The 25014-nt window shown below is 65.9% G+C and carries 25 protein-coding genes; 3 read left to right on the top strand and 22 right to left on the bottom strand.

Annotated features, from left to right (window positions below; all coding sequences use genetic code 11):
- A partial coding sequence (locus tag BLT16_RS11080; protein WP_143025062.1) for an electron transfer flavoprotein subunit beta/FixA family protein occupies nt 1-443 on the bottom strand: 443 nt, incomplete at its 3' end.
- A 254-nt stretch (nt 444-697) separates the two neighbouring features.
- Between BLT16_RS11080 and BLT16_RS11075 the strand changes: the two genes are divergently transcribed.
- Nucleotides 698-2377, top strand: a complete 1680-nt coding sequence (locus BLT16_RS11075) for an electron transfer flavoprotein-ubiquinone oxidoreductase (RefSeq protein WP_089658573.1) — start codon at nt 698-700, stop codon at nt 2375-2377.
- 78 nt (nt 2378-2455) lie between these two features.
- Here the strand turns inward: BLT16_RS11075 and BLT16_RS11070 are convergent, their stop codons facing one another.
- The 18 genes from BLT16_RS11070 to BLT16_RS10985 form a co-directional block, all read right to left on the bottom strand.
- Nucleotides 2456-3553: a DegT/DnrJ/EryC1/StrS family aminotransferase gene (locus BLT16_RS11070; protein WP_340148257.1), complete on the bottom strand. Its 1098-nt coding sequence runs from the start codon at nt 3551-3553 to the stop codon at nt 2456-2458.
- A 4-nt stretch (nt 3554-3557) separates the two neighbouring features.
- A complete protein-coding gene (locus BLT16_RS11065) occupies nt 3558-4517 on the bottom strand; it encodes a Gfo/Idh/MocA family oxidoreductase (protein ID WP_089658572.1) in 960 nt (319 codons plus the stop codon).
- A gap of 82 nt (nt 4518-4599) precedes the next feature.
- Entirely contained in the window at nt 4600-5421 is an 822-nt protein-coding gene (locus BLT16_RS11060; RefSeq protein WP_089658571.1) for a sulfurtransferase, read from the bottom strand.
- On the bottom strand, nt 5418-7637 hold the full coding sequence (locus tag BLT16_RS11055) for an ATP-dependent helicase (protein ID WP_089658570.1): 2220 nt from the start codon (nt 7635-7637) through the stop codon (nt 5418-5420). The genes BLT16_RS11060 and BLT16_RS11055 overlap by 4 nt, the downstream gene beginning before the upstream one ends.
- Complete coding sequence (locus tag BLT16_RS11050) at nt 7634-8176, bottom strand: DUF1285 domain-containing protein (RefSeq protein WP_089658569.1); 543 nt, start codon at nt 8174-8176, stop codon at nt 7634-7636. The genes BLT16_RS11055 and BLT16_RS11050 overlap by 4 nt, the downstream gene beginning before the upstream one ends.
- Before the next feature lie 26 nt (nt 8177-8202).
- Entirely contained in the window at nt 8203-9048 is an 846-nt protein-coding gene (locus tag BLT16_RS11045; RefSeq protein ID WP_089658568.1) for a TatD family hydrolase, read from the bottom strand.
- Between the two features lie 45 nt (nt 9049-9093).
- Nucleotides 9094-9429: a PilZ domain-containing protein gene (locus tag BLT16_RS11040; protein ID WP_089658567.1), complete on the bottom strand. Its 336-nt coding sequence runs from the start codon at nt 9427-9429 to the stop codon at nt 9094-9096.
- A gap of 37 nt (nt 9430-9466) precedes the next feature.
- Nucleotides 9467-10453: a DNA polymerase III subunit delta' gene (locus BLT16_RS11035; RefSeq protein WP_089658566.1), complete on the bottom strand. Its 987-nt coding sequence runs from the start codon at nt 10451-10453 to the stop codon at nt 9467-9469.
- Nucleotides 10450-11091, bottom strand: coding sequence for a dTMP kinase (gene tmk, locus BLT16_RS11030; RefSeq protein ID WP_089658565.1), 642 nt, complete (start codon nt 11089-11091; stop codon nt 10450-10452). The genes BLT16_RS11035 and tmk overlap by 4 nt, the downstream gene beginning before the upstream one ends.
- A 19-nt stretch (nt 11092-11110) precedes the next feature.
- Nucleotides 11111-12112: an endolytic transglycosylase MltG gene (mltG, locus tag BLT16_RS11025; protein WP_089658564.1), complete on the bottom strand. Its 1002-nt coding sequence runs from the start codon at nt 12110-12112 to the stop codon at nt 11111-11113.
- Nucleotides 12113-12137: 25 nt separating this feature from the next.
- Entirely contained in the window at nt 12138-12935 is a 798-nt protein-coding gene (gene pabC / locus BLT16_RS11020) for an aminodeoxychorismate lyase (protein ID WP_245701600.1), read from the bottom strand.
- Between the two features lie 8 nt (nt 12936-12943).
- Complete coding sequence (fabF, locus tag BLT16_RS11015; RefSeq protein ID WP_089658562.1) at nt 12944-14182, bottom strand: beta-ketoacyl-ACP synthase II; 1239 nt, start codon at nt 14180-14182, stop codon at nt 12944-12946.
- Between the two features lie 237 nt (nt 14183-14419).
- Nucleotides 14420-14653 carry an acyl carrier protein gene (gene acpP / locus BLT16_RS11010; RefSeq protein WP_016414620.1) on the bottom strand — a complete coding sequence of 78 codons (234 nt, stop codon included), beginning with the start codon at nt 14651-14653 and terminating at the stop codon, nt 14420-14422.
- A 140-nt stretch (nt 14654-14793) separates the two neighbouring features.
- A complete protein-coding gene (fabG, locus tag BLT16_RS11005) occupies nt 14794-15534 on the bottom strand; it encodes a 3-oxoacyl-ACP reductase FabG (protein WP_089658561.1) in 741 nt (246 codons plus the stop codon).
- A 46-nt stretch (nt 15535-15580) separates the two neighbouring features.
- Nucleotides 15581-16537 carry an ACP S-malonyltransferase gene (fabD, locus tag BLT16_RS11000; RefSeq protein WP_089658560.1) on the bottom strand — a complete coding sequence of 319 codons (957 nt, stop codon included), beginning with the start codon at nt 16535-16537 and terminating at the stop codon, nt 15581-15583.
- A gap of 5 nt (nt 16538-16542) precedes the next feature.
- Nucleotides 16543-17637 (bottom strand): phosphate acyltransferase PlsX, encoded by a 1095-nt coding sequence (plsX, locus tag BLT16_RS10995; protein WP_089658559.1) that lies wholly within the window; start codon nt 17635-17637, stop codon nt 16543-16545.
- Nucleotides 17638-17673: 36 nt separating this feature from the next.
- Nucleotides 17674-17844, bottom strand: a complete 171-nt coding sequence (gene rpmF, locus BLT16_RS10990) for a 50S ribosomal protein L32 (RefSeq protein WP_021820795.1) — start codon at nt 17842-17844, stop codon at nt 17674-17676.
- 32 nt (nt 17845-17876) lie between these two features.
- Nucleotides 17877-18404, bottom strand: coding sequence for a YceD family protein (locus BLT16_RS10985; RefSeq protein WP_089658558.1), 528 nt, complete (start codon nt 18402-18404; stop codon nt 17877-17879).
- A gap of 138 nt (nt 18405-18542) precedes the next feature.
- Between BLT16_RS10985 and BLT16_RS10980 the strand changes: the two genes are divergently transcribed.
- Nucleotides 18543-19127: a Maf family protein gene (locus tag BLT16_RS10980; RefSeq protein WP_089658557.1), complete on the top strand. Its 585-nt coding sequence runs from the start codon at nt 18543-18545 to the stop codon at nt 19125-19127.
- 5 nt (nt 19128-19132) lie between these two features.
- Here BLT16_RS10980 and sppA read toward each other — a convergent pair whose 3' ends face one another.
- Genes sppA through rluC form a run of 3 tightly spaced genes read right to left on the bottom strand, consistent with a single transcriptional unit; the run spans nt 19133 to nt 21905 of the window.
- Nucleotides 19133-20230 (bottom strand): signal peptide peptidase SppA, encoded by a 1098-nt coding sequence (gene sppA / locus BLT16_RS10975; protein WP_089658556.1) that lies wholly within the window; start codon nt 20228-20230, stop codon nt 19133-19135.
- 41 nt (nt 20231-20271) lie between these two features.
- Nucleotides 20272-20922 (bottom strand): HAD-IA family hydrolase, encoded by a 651-nt coding sequence (locus tag BLT16_RS10970; protein ID WP_089658555.1) that lies wholly within the window; start codon nt 20920-20922, stop codon nt 20272-20274.
- 23 nt (nt 20923-20945) lie between these two features.
- Nucleotides 20946-21905: a 23S rRNA pseudouridine(955/2504/2580) synthase RluC gene (gene rluC / locus BLT16_RS10965; RefSeq protein WP_089658554.1), complete on the bottom strand. Its 960-nt coding sequence runs from the start codon at nt 21903-21905 to the stop codon at nt 20946-20948.
- A 623-nt stretch (nt 21906-22528) separates the two neighbouring features.
- Here rluC and rne point away from each other — a divergent pair.
- Nucleotides 22529-25014 (top strand): ribonuclease E (gene rne / locus BLT16_RS10960; RefSeq protein WP_089658553.1); only part of this gene is annotated, 2486 nt, incomplete at its 3' end.

The raw sequence follows: 25014 nt of genomic DNA, 5'->3' as shown, positions 1-25014 counted from the left end.
ACCGCGACCTCGGAGGCGAAGGTGCCCTGGGGCAGGCCACTGAGTGCCGCCAGCATCTGGCCGGTCTGGTTGTTGTCGGTGTCGATGGCCTGCTTGCCGAGAATCACCAGGCCCGGCTGCTCCTCCTCGACCACCTTGGCCAGCAGCTTGGCCACCGCCAGCGACTCGACGCGTTCGTCGGTCTCAAGGTGAATGGCGCGATCGGCGCCCAGCGCCAATGCGGTGCGCAGCTGCTCCTGGGCAGCCTTGGGACCCACGGTCACGGCCACGACCTCGGTGGCCACGCCTTTTTCCTTGAGCCGCACCGCCTCTTCCACGGCGATCTCGCAGAAGGGGTTCATGGCCATCTTGACGTTGGTGAGATCGACGTCGGAATTATCCGGCTTGACCCGGATTTTGACGTTGTAGTCGATGACGCGTTTGACCGCGACCAGTACCTTCATGGTGTCCTCGCTTGATTCACTAGGCGTTAGTACGAAAACTGCCTGCGTTGGGTGGCAACGGCGATTCTCTGATGCTCCGAATCGAGCGTCGTTCACCACCTTATGTAGGGTGTTACAGTGCGTCTATTATGCATATCATGGCCGACAACTAGAAGCAAACGACCGTTTTAATCAGAATTCTATATAACCTGTTATGCAGATGCCGGATCAAGCACAATGACAGGATACGCTTAGACCGTGGGAGGAGACCGCTGGTGGAACACGTAGAACGCGATTCAATGGAGGTCGACGTCGTCATCGTCGGCGCCGGGCCTTCAGGGCTGTCGGCGGCCTGCCGCTTGATGCAGCAGGCCAACGAGGCCGAACAGGAACTGACGGTATGTGTGGTGGAGAAAGGCTCCGAGGTGGGCGCGCATATTCTCTCAGGCGCCGTCTTCGAGCCCCGCGCCCTGGCCGAGCTGTTCCCCGACTGGGAGGAACGCGGCGCCCCGCTCACCACCCCGGCGATTCGCGACGAGCTCTACCTGCTCAAGGATGCCGAGAAGGCCCAGAAGCTGCCCAATGCGCTGGTGCCCAAGAGCATGCATAACACCGGCGGCGACATACAGAGTGGCGACTCCCGGCGCTATGTCATCAGCGCCGGCAACCTGTGCCGCTGGCTGGCCGAGCAGGCCGAGGGCCTCGGCGTGGAGATCTTCCCCGGCTTCGCCGCCCAGGAGACCATCGTCGAAGACGGCGTGGTCAAGGGCATCCTGATCGGCGACATGGGCGTGGCCGCCGATGGTCAGCCCAAGGATGGCCATATGCCCGGCATGGAACTGCGCGCCAAGTACACCCTGTTCGCCGAGGGCGCCCGCGGCCACCTCGGCAAGCGCCTGATCGAGCAGTACGACCTCGCCGCGGGCCGCGACCCCCAGCACTACGGCATCGGTCTCAAGGAGCTGTGGGACGTGCCCGCCGACAAGCATGAGCCAGGCCTGGTGCTGCATGGCTCCGGCTGGCCGCTGGCCAAGGATACCCACGGCGGCTGGTTCCTCTATCACGCCGAGAATCAGCAGGTGGTAGTGGGCCTGATCATGGACCTGTCCTACCAGAATCCCTGGCTGTCGCCGTTCGATGAATTCCAGCGCATGAAGCATCACCCTCTGCTCAAGCAGTACCTCGAGGGGGGCTCGCGGGTCGCCTATGGCGCCCGGGCGATCACCAAGGGCGGTCTCAACTGCCTGCCCAAGATGACCTTCCCGGGCGGCCTGCTAATCGGCTGCGGCGCCGGCACCTTGAACTTCGCCAAGATCAAGGGCCTGCACACCGCCATGAAGTCGGGCCTGGTCGCCGCCGAGAGCGTCTTCGAGGCGCTTGCCAAAGGCGACGAGGGCGGCCAGGAGCTGACCGCCTTCACCGCCAAGTGGGAAGCCAGCTGGGCCTATGCCGAACTCAAGGAGAGTGCCAGCTTCGGCCCGGCGATTCACAAGTACGGCACCGTCGGCGGCGGCGCCTATAACTTCCTTGATCAGCTGCTGGGCGGCAAGCTGCCCACTATCCACGACACCACCCCGGACCATGCCGCGCTCAAGCCGGCCAGCGAGTTCGAGAAGATCGACTACCCCAAGCCCGATGGCAAGCTCTCCTTCGACAAGGCCTCTTCGGTGTTCCTCTCCAACACCAACCACGAGGAGAACCAGCCTTGTCATCTCAAGCTCGCCGACCCGGAACTGCCGATCCGCGACAATCTGCCGAAATATGCCGAGCCGGCACAGCGTTACTGCCCGGTGGGCGTCTACGAGGTGGTCGAGGACGAAGCGGGTCAGCCGAAGTTCCAGATCAACTTCCAGAACTGCATCCACTGCAAGACCTGCGACATCAAGGACCCGGCCCAGAACATCACCTGGGTGGCGCCGGAGGGCGGCGGCGGGCCCAACTACCCTAATATGTAACCCGGTGGTCGCCGGGCGTTCGAAACGCTAAGAAAACCCCATGCCACTGGCCCAGCGCCAGTGGCATGTTTTGTTGGCTTACGCGCCGCGCAGGGCGTCGCCCAGGGCCTCGACTACCCTCTCCTGCTGCCCCTGTTCCAGGTACGGGTGCATGGGCAGGCTGAGCACCCGCTCGCAGGCTGCTTTGCAGGCGCTCAGCCGGCACGCCGGGTCGGCCACCGCCGGCTGGCAGTAGAGCGGCCGGGGATAGTGAATCGCCGTAGGAATCCCGGCGTCATGGAGTCGTGAGGCCACTGCGTCGCGCGCCTCCAGCTGCAGCGTGTACTGGGCGTATACGCTGGTGTTGCCCGACAGTCGCAGCGGCAATGCCAGAGGCAGTTCTGCGAGCAGGGCGTTATAGCGTTCAGCGATGGCCTGGCGCCGCGCCACCTCATCATCGAACGCTTCGAGCTTGACCAACAGAATCGCCGCCTGCAGCGTATCCAGGCGACTGTTCATGCCCAGTTGCAGATGCCGGTAGCGCCCTGTATCGCCGTGACTGATCAAGCGCCGCAGGCATGCCGCGAGCGCGTCATCATCGGTGAACAGGGCCCCGCCATCGCCGTAGCAGCCCAGCGGCTTGCTGGGGAAGAAGCTGGTACAAGCCACCCGACTCATGCCACACGAGGCGCGGCCATGGCGGCTGGCACCGAAGCTCTGGGCGGCATCCTCGATCACCGTCAGCGCATGCCGTTCGGCCACATCGTGGATCGCTTCCATATCAGCGCACTGGCCGAACAGTGAAACCGGCATGATGGCGCGGGTACGCGGGGTGATCAGGGTCTCTAGCCCTTGGGGATCGAGCAGCAGGCTGGCGGGATCGATGTCGGCATAGACCGGGCGCGCGCCGCACAACGCGACACTCTCGGCGCTGGCGACAAAGCCGAAACCGGGCACGATGACCTCATCGCCAGGGCCGATGTCGAGCGCCATTTGTGCCAGCTGCAACGCCGCGGTACCGCTGCCACACGCGATGCAATGCGCGACACCGACCCGTGCCGCAAGGCGCTGCTCGAGCTCGGCCACCTCCGGCCCCTGCACGTAGCGCCCGTGTGCCAGGACGCGCTGAATGGCCGCATCCAAGCGCGGCTTGAGGCGCGCCTGCTGGGCGGCCAAATCGACGAAGGCCATTGCCATGGCGTCACGCCCCATCACGCTGAGCCAACCCCAGCGCCCGGAGGCGAGGATGCAGCTCGCTGTCCTGCGCCGGCTCGGGCGTTGCCTCTCGGATCGCTTGCACCGCCGCAAGACAGGGGCGTACCGCCTCGATGCCAAAACCGCGTCCGGCAAGAATCTCACGATAGCTGACCGTGTGCAGATCGGTGAAGCCGGCGGAAAACTCGAACGCTTCACCATCGCAGGTCACCGAGCGAAAGGTGGGCTGACGCCCACGCACCTCGTCGGGAAGGTCCTCGGCATCGATGGACAGGAACCAGCGCACCCGGGCGCGGCGATACTCGAGATAACCGCTTGCTTTGTGATCGTCGCGATAGTGCAGCACCAAACGCTGCAGCTCACCAAATACCATCTGCAGCATATCGAAGAAGTGGATACCGATATCGGCCACCACCCCGAAGGAGCGTCGCGGGTCGCCCTTCCAGCTCTCCAGGTACCAGGGCCCGCGGGAGGTGATGTAGGTCAGTTCTACCTGGTGACAGTTGCGACCATCATGCTCGACCCGATCACGCAGCTCATGGATCACCGGATGGTGGCGCAGCTGCATGATCGAGTACACCTGCCGGCCGCTGTCCACCTCCACTCGGCGCAGCTCGTCGAGCTGCTCGACACTGGCCGCCAGCGGCTTCTCGCAGATCACCTCGCAGCCCAGGTAAAGGCCGGCGGTAACATGCGCGCTATGCAGATGATTCGGCGAACAGACCACCAGATAGTCGAGCGACTGTCCCTGTCGCTTTCGCCACCAGGCGTGTTCGATAAAGCGTTCGAATTCGGTAAAGAAGGCACAGTCGGTGGAGATCGAGTCGATCACGCCCACCGAGTCATTGATATCGTAGGCCGCCACCAGCTGGTGGCCGGTCGCCTGTATCGCCTGCATATGGCGGGGGGCGATATAGCCAGCCGCCCCGATCAGCGCAAAGTTCATCGCTGCCTCCCTGGCGTCGGGTGGGACATCTCCAGGTAAGGGTAGCGGCCGGCTCGACTATTTGCGCAATGCGAGTTTCGACTCAGTCGCCCCGGGCCACCGGCCGTGTCGGATCCTCGATCCACCCGCTCCAGGAGCCGGCATACAGGCGCGGCAGCGGCAGGTCGGCCACGGCATAGGCGAGGATGGTATGGCAGGCGGTGACCCCGGAGCCGCAGTAGCTGATCAGCTCGTCGGCCCGCGGCAGCTCTGCGGCCAGCCGCTCAGGGGACTTGAAGAGGCCGGTCTCGTCCAGATTGGTGGCACTCGGCCGGCAGCGGGCCCCGGGGATATGCCCGGCCACCGGGTCGATGGGTTCCTGCTCGCCGCGAAACCTCGCCGGGCTGCGTGCATCGAGTTTGAGGGCTCGCCCCGAGAACACCTCATCGGCGTCGACCCAGGTCGAATCGTCGAACGCTGGACGCCATTCGCTCGGTATGGTCGCGTCGTCCCCCGGCGCCAGCGCACCGCCGGCCGCTTCCCAGGCCGGCAGGCCACCATCGAGAACCTGCACCCCCGGATGGCCAGCCCAGCACGCCAGCATCCACCAGGCCCGCGCCGCGGCCAGCTGTCCACCCATGTCATCGAACACCACCAGCGGTCGCGACGGCGCAACGCCCAGCCGCTGAAGGGTATCAGTGAACGCCTGCCGGCTAGGTAGCGGGTGGCGCCCGCCCTGCCCCGGCGCCGCGGCCAGGTCACGATCAAGGTCGAGATGTAGGCTGCCGGGGAGAGAGGCTTGACGCCACAGCGCGCGCCCCGCACCAGTATCATTGAGACGCGCGCGGCAATCGAGCAGCAGCGGTGAGACATCGGTCGCGAGGCGTCGTTGCAACGCCGCAGCACTCATCAAAGGGGATCTCATGCGGGTTCTCCGAGGGGTTCCAAGGGCGCGCGCAGGGCGATCAGACGGCGCTTGCCAGCGTGAGTGAAGCGCACCTCGATCACCGGATTCGAGGGATCGCCCTCTACGACCTGAATCTCACCCTCGCCGAATACCGCGTGGCGTACGCGCTGGCCAACGCTGAAAGCCGCCGCCGCGTACTCGCCAGCCGGGCTGGCAACACCGGCGGCGGCAGCGATGACCACCAGTTGACGTCCAGTTGCTGCCAGGTAGCGTTCTACCAACGGCGGTGACGCGACTGCCAGCCCATCCTGTGGCGCTGCGTCGGCCTGCAGGGCCTGCGCCACCCGCTGGCAGTCCTCCCAGGCGCTCTCGCTAATGAAACGGCTGGGCCGGTGCTCGCCGCCGTCATGCACCATCAATAGCCGCTCCCGGGCGCGGGTAATGGCGACGTAGAATAGCCGTCGCTCCTCCTCCAGGCGTTCCGGGGTCAGCGGGTTGTCGCGACTATAGTGGGGAAAGTCCTCTTCATTGACGCCCCACAGTGCCACCAGTGGCCACTCCAACCCCTTGGCACCGTGCACGGTGGTGATCAGGACGCCCGCGGCATCGCCGGCGCCTCCCGCCTCCTCCTGGGCAGGCCGCTCGAGCAGCGCAATAAAGGCCTCGGGATCATGATCGAGCTCGGCGGCCTGTTCGATCAGCACGTCGAGCAGGCGCACGTCCTCTTCGCCCTTCTCGCGCCGTGCAGCGGCGCGCTTGAGTACCTTTTCAGCGTCGAGCCGTTCGACCACCTCGGCCAGCAGTCGCGACGGCGGCCAGGCGGCCAGCTTGGGCAGGTCGCACAGCAATGCCCAGCGCCGCTTGAGATTGCGTCGCTGGATGGGTTTGAGGCTGGCCAGCAGCGGGTCCTCGCGACTCGGCCACTGCTGGGTCTCGGCCAGCCGGGAGGCCAGCGCCTGCAGCCGTTCGCGGGCCACGAAGGGCGTCGGCTGGGAGAGCAGCAGCAGCAAATGCGCCGGGTCGTGAAGCAGCTGAGGCTGGCGCGCCAGGCGCAGATAGCCGGCCAGTGCCTGTACCAGCGGCAGCCGAAAAACGAAGCGGTCCTCCCGGGCCAGGCGGAACGGCAGCCCGGCACGCAGCAGCTGCAGCTGTACCGACACCGACAGCGCCCAGCTGCGCACCAGCACACAGCCCTCGGCGAGGCTTCGGCCGTCGCGCTGCCAGTCGCTTAGAGCGTCAACCAGCGCACTACCGCCCTGCGCTACGCTCAGCTGCGTCTGCGGATTGTCGGTCGCCGCCAGACACAGCTGATCAGGACGCCGGCGATTGGCGGCGATGGCATGATTGGCCGCCAGCGCCAGTGCATCACCGTGACGGAAGGTGGTCGATAGCGGGTAGTCGTGGGCGGCGCCGAAGGTGCGGGTGAAGTCTTCGAGCATGGTGTCGGGGCGCGCGCCGCGCCACTCGTAGATGCACTGGTTGGCATCTCCCACCGCCATCACCGCTGCACGCTCGCCGGCCAGCAGTGCCAGCAGCCGCTGCTGGGCTTCGTTGATGTCCTGGTATTCGTCGATGATGACATGGTCGAGAAAGCCCTCGACTCGCTGACGTAGCGCGGCGTCTGCCTCCAGTGCCCGTAACGGCCGATACAGCAGGTCGGCATAGGTCATCAGCCGATGCTGCTCGAGCAGTGCCTCGGCAGCGTCGAAGGCATCGACGAAGTGGCCAGTGTCATCGCCGAAATCCAGGCGCTCATAGAGCGCCTGGGGCGCCTCCATCTCGGCCTTGACCAGCTCGCAGAAGTGGCCGAAGGCCTCGAGCCGGTCGCCATCCAGCGCCGATTCGAGCTGGGCCTCGTCGCCGTGCAGACTCTGCTGCACGGCCTGGCGCAGCAGCCGCTCGCGCTGCCACTCCTGAGCCAATAGTTCACGCGGGGCCAGCACGCCCCAGCGGGTCAGGGTGCCGGTCAAGCGATGGCCGATGGAGTGGAAAGTGCGCACGTCGGGCAGCGCCTGACCAGGCGGCGCCCAGCGCCTGAGCTTGGCGGTGAAGTCTTCCCGCGCGGCGCGGTTGAACATCAGCACCAGCAGCCGCGACGTCGCGGTGCCCTGGGCCAGCAGGTGCAGCACCCGCGCCACCATGGTGGTGGTCTTGCCGGCACCGGCCACCGCGGCGACCCGGGCATGGCCGTCGGCGTGGCCGACCACCGCGCGCTGCTCATCGGTCAGCTTCACGGCGCCTCCAGCTCGCCGAGCGGCTGCCAGCGACCGGCGCTTAGCAGACCGAGCTGCTCACGCCCATCGACCACGCGGCTCTCAGCCTGCTCCACCAGGCGGTAGAAGACGTTGCGCCCTAGCCGCGCTGCCAGGCCAAAGCGCACCGCTACCTCGGGCACCCAGGTACCATCCGGCATGGCAGTAACGGACAGCCGCTGCTCTTCGCCCAGCACCAGTCGGTCACCGACGTTGGTGGTCAGCCACCAGACGTCGGCGTCGTGCTCGGCATCGACCACCACGAAGGCGCAATCCTCGACCACGATCTGCCACTTTTCCACCGGCGTGACCAGATAGTGCTCGCCATCGGCTTCGCGGCGCAGCAGGGTGGAGAGCAGCCGCACCAGCGACGCGCGACGGATCAGCGTGCCTTCGTGGACCCAGTGGCCATCGGCGCGAATGGTCAGGTCCATACGGCCACTCAGCGCCGGGTGCCAGCGCTCGAGGGGCGGTATCGACCCGGTGGGCTCAGTAGCGCTCAGCAGCGGCTCGAATGACATGGCGCTCTCCCGGAAACGAGACGAATCTACACCAGCCCCGCCGCGGCCAGGCTTTCGCGCATCTCGGCCGGGGCGTGTGGGGCCGCCTGACGGAACAGCCGGTAGAAGTTGGCGGTGGTCTGCATCGCCACTTCATCGACGCTGATATCGCGCTCGGCGGCAATGCACTCGGCCACTTCGACCACCCAGGCCGGTTGATTGGACTTGCCGCGATGCGGCACCGGCGCCAGATAGGGGCTATCGGTCTCGATCAGCAGACGATCGAGGGGGATCTGGCGGGCCAGCTCACGCAGGGCGCTGGCGTTGCGAAAGGTGATAATGCCCGACAGTGAGATATAGAAGCCGTGGCGTACCGCTTGCCGCGCCATGTCGAGATCCTCGGTAAAGCAGTGCAGCACGCCGCCCACCGTGGGATCGGTGTGGGCCTTGATCATCTCGAGGGTCTCGTCGCGCGCCTCGCGGGTGTGGATGATCACCGGCAGCTCGAGCTCGGTGGCAGCGATCAGTTGACGCTGAAAACGCTCACGCTGCACTTCGCGGCTGGGCACCTTGTCGGGCGACTGCTGCAGATAGTGGTAATCGAGCCCGCATTCGCCAATGGCCACGGCCGCATAGCGCTCGGCCACCTCCTTGATCGCCTCGACGCTGGGCTCCACGTCGACCTGGTGCAGCGGGTGCACGCCGGCAGAGATCACCACGTCGTGGTGCTCGCGGGCGATGGCGGCGACCGCGGGAACCTCTTCGAGGGTTACTCCAATGGCCAAAAACTGTCTTACCCCACGTTCCCGAGCAGCGTCCAGCGCGGCGCCGAGATCCCCGTCGAAGGCGCTCAGGTCGAGTCGGTCGAGATGGCAGTGCGAGTCTACGAACATGCGGTGTCATACCAGAACAATGAGTGAATGGTGCGCTCGGCGCGGCTACAGCGTATAGGTCGCAGCTCCCTTGTCGAGCTGCCCCGCCAGGTGCGTTTCAATGCGATCGCGCACGGCTTTGTCCTCGGCACTGAAGTGCACCCCGATACCCGGCCGCCGCCGCCCCGACACACCCGGGGGCGAGACCCAAACCACCTGGCCGGTAACCGGTAGTCGCTCGCTCTCGCCGGGCAGCGTCAACAGCAGGAAGACCTCCTGGCCAAGCTCATAGCGGGCCTCGGTGGGCACGAAGATGCCGCCGCGCTCCAGCGATGGCATATAGGCCTGCAGCAGCGTCGGCACATCGGGAATCGGCAGTGACAAGGCTTTCTGAGCGGCCATGGGCGTTGCCTCTTGAGTAACCATGAGAGCGGCTGGCTCACGAGCGCAGAAGCGCCGACCAGCGTACCAGCCAGGCTTCCAGTACCAGCTGCGGATTGGGGTTACCGCCTACCGCCAGCAGGTAACGCTGCTCCTGAGCATAGTCGAGCAGCCGAAACCAGTCGTGGATACGCGCATTCTTGACCGCCTGGCGATACAGCGGCAGCAGGTCGGGGTTGCGCAGCTGGCGACGATCTCCCGATAGCCCCAGCCGGATCAGGTCCTCGAGCCAGGCAATACCGTACCACAGGATACGTTCCACCGACTGTCCCGAGAGCCGCGCCGCCTCGGCCACCGGCTCGGCGCCGCGCACCAGGGCGTCGAACAGTTCGTGCAGCGTCTGACGCAGCGCCCGAGCCTCAGGGTCGGCCATCTCGCAGGCCAGCAGCGGCAGCCCGCCGGCGGCCTCGAGCCAGAACGGCGCTTCATCGGCATCGCCGAGCGCCTCGCCCAGCCAGGGCAGACAGTCGGCTGCCGGTGGCATCGCCAGGCGCCACTGCTGACAGCGTGAGCGGATGGTCGGCAGCATCCGTGACGGGATGTCGGCCAGCAGCACAAACAGGGTACGCTCGCCGGGCTCCTCGAGGCTCTTGAGCAGCGCATTGGCCGCCGCCACGTTCATCGCCTCGGCCGGCTGCAGCACGATCACCCGATAGCCGCCCTGCTGAGCCGTCTGGTTGACGAAGGCGTTGACCTCACGGATCGGGTCGATACGGATCTGGCGACTCTTCTCCACCGGCGAGACGCGCAGCAGGTCGGGGTGATAGCCCGAGGCCAGCATCGCGCAGCTGTGGCAGCGACCACAGGCCAGCGCCCCGGGCGAGTGGCACAGGGTGCGCGCCAGCAGCGCCTCGGCCAGTTCCTGCTTGCCGACGCCATGGGCACCGGTCAGCAACAGCGCATGGGGCAGGCGCCCGGCGTCCTGCTGAGCGGTGAGCTGCCCCCATAGCGCTTGCTGCCAGGGATAGGGGGTGGGGATCGTCATGCTGATGCCTCCAGCAGCGCGGCCAGTCGCTCGCCGAGCTGGGCCTGGACCTCGCCGATCGAGCCGCTGGCATCGATTACCGCGATACGCTGAGGCGCCGCTTCGGCGCGTGCCAGATAGGCCTCACGCACCCGGCTAAAGAAGGCTTCGCGCTCGCGCTCGAAGCGGTCAGGCCGCGAGCCGCGCGCTGCCAGGCGCTGGCGGGCCGCCGCGAGAGGCATGTCCAGCAGCAGGGTCAGGTCGGGGCGCAGTTCACCCTGCACGAACTCCTCGAGCGCGGCAATGCGTGCCGCCGACAGGCCACGCCCACCGCCCTGATAGGCGAAGGTAGCATCGGTGAAGCGGTCACATACCACCCAGGCGCCTCGCGCCAGCGCCGGGCGAATCACCTGCGCCAGGTGCTGGGCGCGGGCGGCGAATACCAGCAGCAGTTCGGCATCGTCATCCAGCGGTTCGTCGTGGGTGGGATCGAGGAGCAGCTCGCGAATCGCCTCGGCGCGGGGCGTGCCGCCCGGCTCGCGGGTGCGTACGACCTCGATGCCGCGGGCGCTGAGCCAGTCGCAGACCCAGGCCACGTTAGTGGTCTTGCCGACGCCCTCGCCGCCTTCGAGGGTGATAAAACGTCCGCGCTGCTGCATGACGACTGCCGCTCCGTAATCAGCGATTGCGTATATACCGATTGACCGCGTTATTGTGCTCGCGCAGCGTACGGGAGAAGTGATGGGTGCCGTCGCCCCGCGACACGAAGTACAACGTCTCGCCGGGCAGCGGGTTGACCGCTGCCTCGAGCGACGCGCGCCCTGGCATGGCGATCGGCGTCGGCGGCATGCCGTCGATCACATAGGTGTTATAGGGCGTGGCTTCCTGCAGGTCAGCGCGGGTGATGCGTCCCTCGTAGCGCTCGCCCATGCCGTAGATCACGGTGGGATCGGTCTGCAGGCGCATGCCCTGCTGCATGCGCCGCTTGAACACGCCGGCGATCTCGCGCCGCTCTTCAGGAGCGCCGGTCTCGCGCTCGATCAACGAGGCCATGATCAGCGCTTCGTAGGGCGAGTCGATGGTCAGATCGTCGTCGCGCTCGGCCCACACCTCGTCGAGCACTCCCTCCATGCGACTCAGCGCCTGGCGCAGGATCTCCACGTCGCTGACCCCCTTGTGATAGCGATAGGTGTCGGGGAAGAACCACCCCTCGGGATGCTCCCCTTCACGTCCGAGCAATGCCATCACCTCATCGTCGGAGAGCCCTTGGGTACGGTTGTCGAGCTTGGGGGCGTTGTCGAGCAGCTGACGCATCTGCCGGAAGGTCCAGCCCTCGGGAACCGTCAGCGGATAGGTCACTACCCTGTCGCTGCCCAGCAGCTCGATCAACTCGCGGCCACTCATGCCGGGAGTGAGCATGTATTCGCCGGCGCGCAGGCTGGGCACCGAATCGGGCTCGAGCCGCGTCAGCAGGCGAAAGGCCCAGTCGTCGCTGATAACCTCACGCTCGGCCAGGTCGGCCACCACGCGATTGTACCCCGCTCCCCGCGGCACCTCGTAGAGGGTGTTCTCGTCTACCGCCAGCGGTGCCTCTAGCCGCGACTCCCAATACAGGTAGCCCCCATAGAGGGCGGCTGCCGCCACCACGACCAACACCAACAGGCCCTTAACCACTCGCATCTTGTGTCCTCAGGTCGATCCCGTCTCAGGTTTGCCGCGGATAGCCCAGCAGCGCATGCCCGGCATCCTGCAGCAGGCGATGACGCGGGTCTAGCGACCAGCGGCGCAGGCACTCACCCGCGGCATTATCCAATTGTGTCAACGGCCAGACGCCTTGCAACGAGTTACCCAGCCACACCGCCTCGGCATCGAGCAACTGCTCCGGGCCCACCTCAACCTCGGTGATATCCAGCGTCGACAGTAACGCCTCACGTAGCGTCCCGGCCACGCCGCAGTGGGACAGGCTCGGTGTCTCGAGGCGCCCCTGACGCAACCAGAACAGATTCATGCAGGTCGCCTCGACCAGTTGGCCGTGGCTGTCGCAGAGCAGCCCCTCGGCGATGGCATCGTCCTGCCACTCGCTGCGCGCCAGCACGTTCTCCAGGCGGTTGAGGTGCTTGATCCCGGCCAGTGCAGGCTGGCGCCCCAGGCGAAGCTGGCAGTGGCGCACACGCACCCCCTCATGCCAACGCGCCGGCTGGGGGGCGAAGCTCATGACTTGCCAGCGCAGCCGGGGCGACGGCACCGCAGGAGGGCGGTAGCCGCGCCCGCCGCTGCCACGCGTCACGATCAGCTTGAGTACGGCAAGCCCGGGAGGAGCCTTGGCACACAGCTCGCTTAGCGTGTCCTGTGCGGGCAATTCAACATCCAGGCGCTCGGCGCCGCGTTGCAACCGCGCCATATGCTCGCGCCACAGCAGTGGCTGAGCGTCGCGCAGCAGCACGGTCTCGAACAGGCCGTCACCGTAGGCCAATCCGCGATCATCGAGCGGCAGCGTGCCCACCCGCCGCCTCAGACCCGGGTAAAGATCAGCGAGCCGTTGGTGCCGCCGAAGCCGAACGAGTTGGACAGTGCCACGTCGATTTTCATCTCACGCGCGGTGTGCGGCACATAATCGAGATCGCAGCCCTCCTGGGGATTATCCAGGTTGATGGTCGGCGGCGCGACCTGGTCACGGATCGCCAGCACGCTGAATACCGCTTCCACTGCCCCGGCCGCGCCCAGCAGGTGACCGATCATCGACTTGGTAGAGCTCACTGCCACCGTTTCGGCGCCACTGCCCATGACCTTCTTCACCGCGCGGCTTTCGGCAAGATCCCCTGCCGGGGTGGAGGTGCCGTGGGCGTTGACGTAGTCGATGCTGGCAGCATCGATGCCGGCATCGCGTACCGCATTCTGCATCGACAGGGCGGCCCCGCGGCCGTCTTCCGGCGGCGCGGTCATGTGGTAGGCGTCGTCACTCATGCCGAAGCCCTTGAGCTCGGCATAGATGGTCGCCCCGCGCGCCTTGGCGTGCTCATACTCCTCCAGCACCATCACCCCGGCGCCGTCGGAGAGCACGAAACCGTCGCGGTCGCGATCCCAGGGACGGCTGGCGGCCGCCGGGTCGTCGTTGCGGGTCGACAGCGCACGAGCCGCCGAGAACCCTCCCAGGCCGAGCGGCGTGGTGGCCATTTCGGCACCCCCACAAATCATCACATCGGCATCGCCATAGGCGATGGTCCGGGCGCTGTAGCCGATATTGTGGGTGCCAGTGGTGCACGCCGTGGTAATGGCGATATTGGGCCCGCGAAAGCCATGCTGAATCGCCAGATTGCCGGAGATCATGTTGATGATGGAGCCCGGCACGAAGAACGGTGAGATGCGCCGCGCACCGCCCTTGTTGAGCGCATTATGGTTTTGCTCGATCATCGGCAAACCGCCGATCCCCGAGCCAATCGCCACGCCAATGCGATCGGCATTCGCTTCGGTGCACTCGAGACCGGCATCGTTGATCGCCTGCCCCCCCGCGGCCATGCCGTACTGAATGAAAAGGTCCATCTTGCGCGCGTCCTTGGGATTCAGGTAGGGACTGATATCGAAATCCTTTACCGAGCCCCCGAAACGCGTATTGAAGCCGCTGACATCGAAATGCTCAATGGCGGCAATGCCGCTCTTGCCGGCGACGATATTCGCCCAGCTCGCTTCCACGGTATTGCCCACCGGCGTTACCAGACCGATCCCGGTCACCACGACCCTTTTCCGAGACATCAGCTCTCCTCCAGACATCCTTGATGGCACGGCCACGCGAGGCAGGCTGCGCACCGTTTTGCGCGCATTATACCTGAACCTGAGCGGGCTGTGGCCGTCGCGACCAGTTCCAGACGACGGCCCCACTCACTGCCACCACCCTCGCTGACACGAAAACGGGAGTCGCCCTGCATGCAGGACGACTCCCGTAACGGCCACTGGCCGCGATCCGACAGCGTGATACGCTGACGTCACACCTTACTGGTGAGCGTTGACGTAGTCGATCGCTTCCTGAACGGTGGTGATCTTCTCGGCTTCTTCGTCGGGAATCTCGGTATCGAATTCCTCTTCAAGCGCCATCACCAGCTCGACGGTATCCAGCGAATCGGCGCCAAGATCTTCGGTGAAGGAGGAGGTGTTCTGGATGTCCTCTTCCTTGACGTTCAGGCGCTCGGCCACAACCTTCTTCACGCGCTCTTCGATAGTGCTCATTATGTGGTCACTCCAGTCGTTCAAAATAGCCGTTGAAAATCCAGCCGTTCGAAATCCGCTAGCCCAAAAAGCTGCGGGGTAGTGTATAGACCGCCCCCAGACGACGCAACATACGCGACGCGAAGGCAGCCCGCGCGCAATCAGCGCATGTTCATGCCACCATTCACATGTAGCGTCTCACCGGTGATGTAGCCTGCCGTCTCGCCGGTCAGGAACCCCACCGCAGCGGCGATTTCTTCTGGCTGCCCGAGCCGTGACAGCGGAATCTGGCCAAGCAGCATCTCGTGCTGCGCCTCGGGTAGCGCCTCGGTCATGTCGGTGGCGATGAAGCCCGGCGCCACGTTGTTGACGGTAATGTTGCGCGACGCTACTTCACGCGCCAGCGCCCGGGAGAAACCCTCCATGCCGGCCTTGGCCGCAGCATAGTTGCTCTGCCCCAGATTGCCCATGGTCGCCACCACCGAGCTGATACTGACAATGCGCCCGAAACGCGCCTTGGTCATGCCTCGCAGACACGCCTTGCTGACGCGATAGACCGACTTGAGATTGGTATCGAGTACCGTATCCCACTCGTCCTCCTTCATGCGCATCAGCAGATTGTCGCGGGTGATGCCGGCGTTGTTGACGAGGATGGTCGGTGCACCGAATTCGTCGCCAATGGCCTTGACCAGCGCATCGACACTAGCCTGATCCGTGACGTCCAGGCAACGCCCGGCGCCCTGGATCCCCTGGGCCTTGAGATCGGCATCGATCTTCTCGGCGCCGGCATCGCTGGTCGCCGTGCCGATCACTACGCGGCCCTGTCGCCCCAGCTCGTGAGCAATCGCTCGCCCGATACCGCGGCTGGCGCCAGTGACCAATGCAATTCTCGCTTCGCTCATAGCCTGTCCCGATTGAGTCATGATCCTGATCGGCCGACGCTCGGCGTCAGCCCTGCTTGCCGGCCTCGTGGGCCAGCTCGAGCGCCGCACTCAGGCTGTCGGGGTCGTTGATCGCCAACCCCTTGCTGCCGCGGGCGATGCGCTTGTTGAGGCCGGTCAGCACCTTGCCCGGGCCACACTCGATGAATACGTCAGCGCCCTGGGCGGCCATCGCTTCGACGCAGGCCGTCCAGCGCACCGGACGATAGAGCTGCTCGATCAGCCGCGTGCGCAGAGTCTCGACATCGGCGTGCGCCAGCGCATCGACATTCTGCACTACGGTGTAGCGCGGCGCACGTAGCTCGATCGCCCCCATCGCCGCCTCCAGACGCTCGGCAGCGGGCCGCATCAGCGCACAGTGAGACGGCACCGACACTGGCAACGGCAGGGCACGCTTGGCACCCGCCTCCTGACATGCCGCGATGGCCCGCTCCACGGCTGGCTTGGCACCGGCAATGACCACCTGGCCGGGGGCATTATAGTTGACCGCCGAGACCACATCACCCTGGGCGGCCTGTTCGCAGGCCGCCTCGACGTTCAAATCGTCGAGCCCCAGGATCGCCGCCATGGCGCCCTCGCCCGCCGGTACCGCAGCCTGCATCGCTTCACCGCGCAGCTTGACCAGCCGCACACCTTCGGCGAACGTCATTACCCCGGCGCATACCATGGCACTGTACTCACCCAGGCTATGCCCGGCCATGGCCGCCGGACGCGGCCCCTCGAGTTCCTGCCACACGCGCCATATCGCCACGCTCGACGTGAGCAACGCCGGCTGGGTACAGGCGGTGGCGTTCAGGTCCTCTTCCGGCCCCTCTTGCACCACGTGCCAGAGATCGTACCCCAACGCGTCCGAGGCCTCCTCGAAGGTCGTGCGCACCACGCTGTAGCGCTCTGCCAGCTCGCGCATCATGCCAACGTGCTGGGAGCCTTGTCCCGGAAACATGAGGGCCAGGGATTGGGTCATGGCTATCACCTCTGGGGGTTGTCTGCGTCCATTCGACGGGGATCGGCCCCGCTAACGCCTCGGCCGCACGCGACCGACGCGTTAGCACGCCGCCAGTAATCAAGCTCCCGCGCCAGATGCCGCGGCAATGCCTGGTCGACCTCCTGCATGGCACGCCCCACCGCACAGCCGAAGCCCGCGGCATCCGCACCGCCGTGACTCTTGACCACGATACCGTTCAAGCCCAGCAGGCTGGCGCCGTTATAGCGCACCGGGTCGAGCTCGCGCTTGAGGCGCCGCAGCGCCGGACGCGCCAGCAACCCTACCAGCCGACTGCTCCAGTGCGCCTCGAAGGTCGCCTGCACGCGCTCCATCAACATCCGCGCCAGACCCTCGCTGGCCTTGAGCACGGCGTTGCCGACGAAACCGTCGCACACTACCACATCGACCTGCCCGGAATAGATACCGTCGCCCTCGATGAAGCCACGGTAATCGAGCCCCGCAAACTCGCGTAGCAAGGCATCCGCCTCACGTACGCTGGCGCTGCCCTTGGTGCCCTCGACGCCAATATTGAGCAGCGCCACACGAGGCGCCACGAGGCCATCCACACGACGTGCCATCACCGCGCCCATCAGCGCAAAATCGACCAGCCGGTCGGCCGACGCCTCGACGTTGGCGCCCAGGTCGAGCAGATAGCAACGCCCCCCCGCGCGCGTCGGCACCGCGGTACTGATCGCCGGACGCGGAATACCCGCCACGGTCCCCAGAGCACGCCGCGCTAGCGCCATCAGCGCACCGGTATTGCCGGCGCTGACGCCGGCATCGGCTTGGCCATCGGCAATACTGGCCAGCATCATGGCCAGACTGCTGTCCCGCGGCGCACGCAGCGCCTGTGATGGCTTCATTGCCTGATCGATCACGCGCGGCGCATCGCATAGCGTCAAACGCTCGGCGGCGACGCGCAGATCGGCAGGCAACGCATCGACCTCGGCCGCCAACAGCGCCCGAGGGCCAAACACACAGGCAGAGAGTCGCGACTGCGATTGCAGCGCACGCGCTGTGCCCTCAACGGTGGCGCGGGGACCGAGATCCCCGCCCATTGCATCGATGGCGACGCGCACGATCAGCGGGCAGTAACCGCCGGGGCGAACGTCGACTTACGCGTCGACGACCTTGCGGCCACGGTAGAAGCCGTCCGGAGAGACGTGATGGCGCAGGTGGGTGGTGCCGGTTTCCTTGTCCTGGGACAGGGTCGGCGCGCTCAGGGCGTCGTGGCTACGACGCATGCCGCGCTTGGAACGGGTCTTGCGGTTCTGTTGAACTGCCATGAGATATCACTCCAGAGTGTATCGATGATGAATCAGGATTTGTCTTTCAAGGTGCGCAGCACCTCGAAAGGACTGACGGCGGACGTCTCCTCGACCTCGGACGCCTCACCGCTGGTCAGCTGGTCGCGCGAAACGCGGCACTGCGCTTCGTCGTGGTAAATCACCTGTGGCAGGCTGAGGAGCAACTCGTCCTCGAGCATGCTGAGGAGATTCAGCTGTTCGTTTTCCACCAACACCGGTTCATGGGTGCTTGGCAGCTCTGCCGCCAGCGCATCGCTACTGACCATGCCCAGTAGAAACTGGCTCTCGACGCGCTGCGCCATCGGCACCAGACAGCGCCGACATGGCAGCTGCAGCTCAGCGCTTAGCCAGCCGTCGATAACGCGGCGTCCCTGGGCATCAATGGCGAAGTCGAGGCGCACCTCAACCACCCCGGACTGCTCGCCAGCCTCGGCGGCAAGGCGTGCAAAGCGCTCGAGCGGCACCAGCCCCTCGAGACGTTCGCCATTGGCAGCGAGCCGATAGGGCTCGACCTGCAGAGGAAGTCGTGTGGTCAACATAGGCGCGCAATGATAGGCACTCCCCCCGCCCCTGTCAAAGCCCTGGTGAACGCTGTTGCGCTGCGCTGTACAAGCCAACGCAGCACGGGGCAGACTGATGACCTGTTCGGATTGTCATAGCACCCTGAGGAGAGGCGTATGCCGGATCTGGTTCTTGCTTCCAGCTCGCGCTGGCGGCGCCAACTGCTCGAGCGCCTGGGCCTGCCGTTTATCTGCGCCAGCCCCGATATCGACGAAACCCCACGTGCCGATGAAACGCCACAGGCACTGGTGCACCGCCTGGCACTGTCCAAGGCCAGCCGCCTGAGCGAGACCTATCCAGCGCACTTGATCATCGGTTCGGATCAAGTGGCCGTGTTTGACGGCGAGATTCTCGGCAAGCCAGGCGACGAGGCCACCGCGCGCGCCAACCTGGCGCGCTTCTCCGGTCGGCGGGTGCACTTCATCACCGGCCTGGCGCTACTCGACAGCGCCCACGGCCGCCACCAGGTGTGCCATGAGACCTATGACGTGGTATTCCGCCAGCTTAGTGAACAGGAGATCGCCCACTACGTGGCCCGCGAACAGCCGCTGGACAGCGCCGGCAGCTTTCGCATGGAGGGGTTGGGGATCAGCCTGTTCGAGAGGCTCGAGGGGGATGACCCCAACACCCTGATCGGTCTACCGCTGATTCGCCTGTGCGCGATGCTACGCGAGGCGGGCATGGACCCGCTGGGCGCCTAGCGCCCTCAAGGCAACTGATAGCGCAGCGGGGACTGCGAGCTGGGCAGCCCCATCCACTCGGCGGCGACCCGCCCGAAGTGGCGCGTGAAGCGCTCGAAGGGGTCGAGGCGCGGGGTGTAGTCGCGCAACTGCGGCTCGTCGAGGAGCTCGCGGGCCAGGCCATCGAGGCTCTCGATCTCATCCACCAACCCTAGGCTCAGCGCCTGCTCACCGCTCCATATCAGTCCGGAGAAGATCTCCTCGTCGTCGACCAGGCGGTCGCCGCGTCCGGCGCGCACCGCCTCGACGAACTGGCGATGGGTGGTCTCCAGCACATCCTGCCAGAACTGCCGCTGACCAGGATCGATCTCCGAGAACGGATCGAGGAAGGCCTTGTTGTCACCGGCGGTGAACACCCGGCGCTCGACCCCCAGCCGATCGATGGCCTCCTGAAGCCCGAAGCTGGCAGACACCACGCCAATGGAACCCACCAGGCTCGACGGCGCGACCAGAATCTCGTCCGCGGCGGCGGCAATGTAATAGGCGCCACTGGCGCCGACATCCTCGACTACCGCATAGATCGGCTTGTCGCCCTGGTCGCGCAATCGCATGATCTCATCGTAGATACGCTGCGACTGCACCGGGCTGCCGCCGGGGCTGTTGATATGTAGCACCACCGCTGCGGCACTGTCGCTCTCCCAGGCGCGGTTGAGCCCCTTGATGATGCGCTCGGCGTTGGCCGGCGATTCGCTGTCGATCACCCCCTTGACCTCTACCACGCCGAGATGACGTTCACCAGGCGGCACCTCGCGCTCGGGCCAGAACAGGCCGTAAAACGTGGCCGACAGCGAGGCCAGGATCAGCGCGGCAAAGAAGAAACGAAAGAACAGCTTCCAGCGCCGCGTGCGGCGCTGCTCGGCCAGTACACCCCCCACCCAGCGATCCATCATCTCGATCTGCGCCAGGCGCTGGCGCTCGCGCAGCGTCTCGGCATCGTCCCCCGGCGCGGCGTCTGGCTGCCCTTGCGCTTCTGCCAACGCAGCTCGGCGCTGTTCGGCGCTTAGCTCAGGCCCCTGGGTCCACTTGTCCTGCTCAGGGGTATCGTCTCGCTTATCGTCACTCATCGGCGTCCTGCTCGTAGGGTTGAAGGCTTGTTCCGAACCGCTCAGGCGTGTAGCCAGTCAATCAGCTCCGGGAAAGCATTGGCGGTAAAGCTCGGCTGGCTGGCGGCCAAGCGTCGAGGCTCATGCACCCCATAGGTCACGGCGATACGATCCATGCCCAACACACGGGCCATCTCCAGATCGTATTCGGTATCGCCGACCATCACCGCGTCCTCGACATCGACGCCGGTCTCGGCCAGGAGTTCCTCGAGCATCTGCGGGTGCGGCTTGGAGCGTGTCTCATCGGCGGTGCGGCTGGCATCGAACCAGGCACCGCTTCCGTTGGCGGCAAACACCCGATCCAGTCCTCGACGACTCTTGCCGGTAGCCACCGCCAGGCGCGCTCGCCGTCCATCGCGCAGCCTTGCAATGCCCTGCTCGACCCCGGGAAAGAACGCCAGCGGGGTCTGGTCGGCAGCGCGAAAGTGGCGCGCATAGTGCTGGCGCAGCGATTCGGCGCCCTCGGCACTGATGCCCGGGCACAGCTTGGCAATCGCCTCGGGCAGGCCCAGACCGATGATATCGCTTACCGCGGCGCGCTCCAGCGGCTCCAGGCCGGCATCATGCGCCGCCGCCAGCATGCAGTCGACGATGCGCGCCTCCGAGTCCATCAGAGTGCCGTCCCAGTCGAAAATGATTAGTCGGTAGCGCATCAAGACTCCTTGAAAATGAAGGATCAGCGTGCTTTCCGGGCGCGAGCCAGCACTGCCTCGAGCTCATCGCCCAGCGGCGCCTTGATATGCACCGGCCGGCCGCTGGTGGGCTCGGGAAAGGTCAAGGCCGCGGCGTGCAGGAATAGGCGCGACAATCCCAGCCGGCCGGCCAGGTGCTGCCCCTCGCGGGAGCCGTACTTGTCATCGCCAAGCAGCGGGTGGCCGGCGTGGGCGGCATGCACGCGGATCTGATGGGTGCGCCCGGTCACCGGTTCGGCCTCGATCAGGGTGGTACCGGCGAAGGCCTCGCGTACGGCAAAGCGGGTGCGCGACACCTTACCATCGGGGTCGACACGCACCCGGCGCTCGCCGTTGCCGGCTTCGAAACGGTCGAGGCGAGCGCTGACATAGTCGCGCCGCGCCGGCCAGCGCCCAGCCACCAACGCCAGATACTGCTTATCCATCTGGCGCTGCTTCAAGGCGTTGTTGAGCGACACCAGCGCCGGGCGCGACTTGGCCAGCAGCAAACAGCCGGAGGTATCGCGGTCGAGGCGATGCACCAGCTCCAGGAAGTCGAGGTCGTCGCGGACCTGGCGCAGCGCCTCGATCAGACCGATCTTGACCCCACTACCGCCGTGCACCGCCAGCCCCGAGGGCTTGTTGATCACCAGCCAGTCGGGGCCCTCGACCAGCACACTGCCGGCCAGCAGGTTGCGCAGGTTATCGCTGACGTCGCGGGTCGCCTCTTCAGGGGCCAGTCGCAGCGGCGGGATGCGCACCAAGTCACCGTCGACCAGGCGGTAGTCGACCTTGACGCGCTTCTTGTTGACGCGCACCTCACCCTTGCGCACGATCCGGTAGATCAGGGCCTTGGGCGCCCCCTTCAAACGGGTACGCAGGAAGTTATCGATGCGCTGCCCGGCCTGCGCCTGGGTCACCTCGACCCACTGTACTGCCCTGCCTACTTCTTGCCCGTCGGCCATGCCCACCTCGACTCGCCATCATGCTCGAAGGCGGCATTCTACCCCAGGAGACGCCCCTATGCGCCAATTGCTGCTGCATGGCATTGCTGGTATATTTCATGCTCGCTCAATGGGCAACCAGCGCCCGAATGATGCGCCTGCACGACAAACACGCAGGCCAGAGCGTCGATCAAGGCCGCAGTCATGCTGGCACCGCCGCATGCCCTGCCGCCGGCAGCAAGTAGTAGTAGATCAGCAAGTAGTTGATAACAGTTTTTGACGCCACGCCCGACTCTGGACTCCTCCCGCCCATGCTGGCGCGAGCAGTACCGGCCACGGCAACACCTAACAGCGTGCCGGGGGCCGGCGTTGGCGAATCGATGAATGCCAGGTGTCTGGCGGAAGACCGCAGGGCCGGATGGGCAATACGCCCACCGAGACATGTCCTGCCTCCGCCGCGTACTCAACATGATCATGCCAAGGCAGGCGCCACCCGCCCCTGCCCTGGCCGGGCGCAACCGCATCCGCGACATGCGCTGAGCACAAGCACGCAGCACCCAGAGGTTCGCCTTCGTCGACGCTCTGGAGTTCCTTCGTTGGGACTCCCTGGCCGCCATCCGGCGCGCCTTGAATAGCGAGACAACATGAAACGGATGCTCATCAACGCGACACAGCCGGAAGAGCTGCGCGTCGCCCTCGTCGATGGACAGCGCCTGTACGACCTGGATATCGAATCCGGCGCACGGGAACAGAAGAAAGCCAACATCTACCGCGGCAAGATCACCCGCGTCGAGCCCTCCCTTGAAGCCGCCTTCGTCGATTTTGGCGCCGACCGCCACGGCTTCCTGCCGCTCAAGGAAATCTCCCGCGAGTACTTCGTCAAGGAGCCCTCGGGTCGCCCCAACATCAAGGAAGTGCTCAAGGAAGGCCAGGAAGTCATCGTCCAGGTCGACAAGGAAGAGCGCGGCAACAAGGGCGCCGCCCTGACCACCTTTATCAGCCTGGCCGGCCGCTTTCTGGTACTGATGCCCAACAACCCACGCGCGGGCGGCATTTCGCGGCGCATCGAGGGTGAAGAGCGCGCCCAGCTCAAGGACGCCATGGGGCAGCTGACCCTGCCCGACAAGATGGGCGTCATCGTGCGCACCGCCGGCATCGGCCGCTCCACCGAAGAGCTGCAGTGGGACCTCGACTATCTGGTTCAGGTGTGGGAATCGATCACGGAAGAGGCCGGCAAGCGTCCCGCCCCCTTTCTGATCTATCGCGAATCCAACGTCATCATCCGCGCCATGCGAGACTACCTGCGCCAGGACATTGGCGAGGTGCTGATCGACAGCCCCGAGGTGCATCAGGAAGCGCTGGCGTTCATCCGCCAGGTGATGCCCTCCTACCAGCAGAAGATCAAGCTCTACGCCGACGAAGTGCCGCTGTTCTCGCGCTTTCAGATCGAGTCACAGATCGAGACCGCCTACCAGCGTGAAGTGAAGCTCCCCTCCGGCGGCTCGATCGTTATCGACCACACCGAGGCACTGGTCTCCATCGACATCAACTCGGCGCGTGCCACCCGCGGCAGCGACATCGAGGAAACGGCACTGCAGACTAACTCCGAGGCCGCCGACGAGATCGCTCGCCAGCTACGCCTGCGCGATATCGGCGGCCTGGTGGTCATCGACTTCATCGACATGAGCCCGGCGCGCAATCAGCGCGAAGTCGAGAATCGCATGCGCGACGCGCTCAAGCTGGATCGTGCCCGGGTCCAGATCGGGCGTATCTCGCGTTTCGGCCTGATGGAGATGTCGCGCCAGCGTCTGCGCCCGTCGCTGGGCGAGACCAGCGGCGTGGTCTGCCCGCGCTGCGACGGTCAGGGCACCATCCGCGACGTACGCTCGATGTCGCTGTCGATCATGCGCCTTATCGAAGAAGAGGCGATGAAAGAGCGTAGCGCCCAGATTCGCGCCATCCTGCCGGTACCGGTAGCCACCTACCTGCTCAACGAGAAGCGTAGCGTGCTGGCTGAGATAGAGCGCCGTCAGGGTGTCCAGGTGGTGCTGCTGCCGAGTCCTGAGATGGATACGCCGCACTACGACGTACAGCGTCTGCGCGACGACCACATCGGCGATGAAGACGCCGACAAGTCGAGCTTCGAGCTGTCCACCGAGACCGAGATTGGCCAGGAGCCGGACCTCAGCGACAGCAAACCGATCCAGCGTGCCGAAGCCGCGGTCAAGAGCGTGGTCCACAACGCCCCCGCGCCGGCCTCCCTGCAGCAGCAGGAAGAGGCGCCTGCTGCCAAGCCCGAATCCGCCGCCCCTGCAGCCGCGCCGGCAGCCGCCAACGACGGCGTCTTTTCGCGGTTGGTCAAGGGCCTCAGCAAACTGCTCGGCGGCGAAGAAGAACGCACCGCGTCGCGTCAGCCAGAACCCCAGAAAACCGCCGAAGAGACGCGTCAGCCGCGTTCCCAGCAGCGTAGCGAAGGTGGCAATGAGGGCCGCCAGGAGCGCGGCGGCCGCGGTGGCCGTAATAACAACCGTCGTGGCGGACGCAGCGAGTCGCGACAGGACGGCGGTCGCCAACAGCAGGCCGAGTCGCGCCAGCCGCGCACTGAGGCCAAGTCGGAGCGTGGTAGCGACAACCGCCAGAGCGATGACAACCGCAACACCCGCGGACGGGGTCGCGGACGCCAGGACGACGAGCGGCGCTCCACCAACCGCTCCGGCGAGAACCGCGGCAACCGCGACGCGGCGAAGCCGCAGGCCGCCGACAGTTCGCCAGCGCCGGCCAAGGAGCAAGCCAAGCCGCAAGAGGCACCCAAGGATGATGGCAAACCCAAGCGCACGCGCAACAACCCGCGTAACCGCACCCGCAAGCACGCCTTGAACCCTCAGGCCGAGGCCGAGCAGCAGCGCCTGCAGGCCGACGCCCAGCAAGCGCCGGACGCCAAGCCCGAGGAAGCCCCCAAGGCAGCAGCGCCCAAGGCAGCAGCGCCCAAGGCGGACGAAGCCAAGGCCGACGCCAAGCCGGCGGCCGAGCAGTCCAAGGCTCCGGCGCCCAAGGCAGACGAGGCCGACGCCAAGCCGGCGGCTGAGCAGCCCAAGGCCCAGGCCCCGGCGCCCAAGGCGGACGAGGCCAA

Source organism: Franzmannia pantelleriensis, from assembly GCF_900102875.1.
GTDB classification, from domain to species: Bacteria; Pseudomonadota; Gammaproteobacteria; order Pseudomonadales; family Halomonadaceae; genus Franzmannia; species Franzmannia pantelleriensis.
Note: the sequence above shows the minus strand (reverse complement) of the source record. Positions and strands in the feature narration are given on the sequence as shown.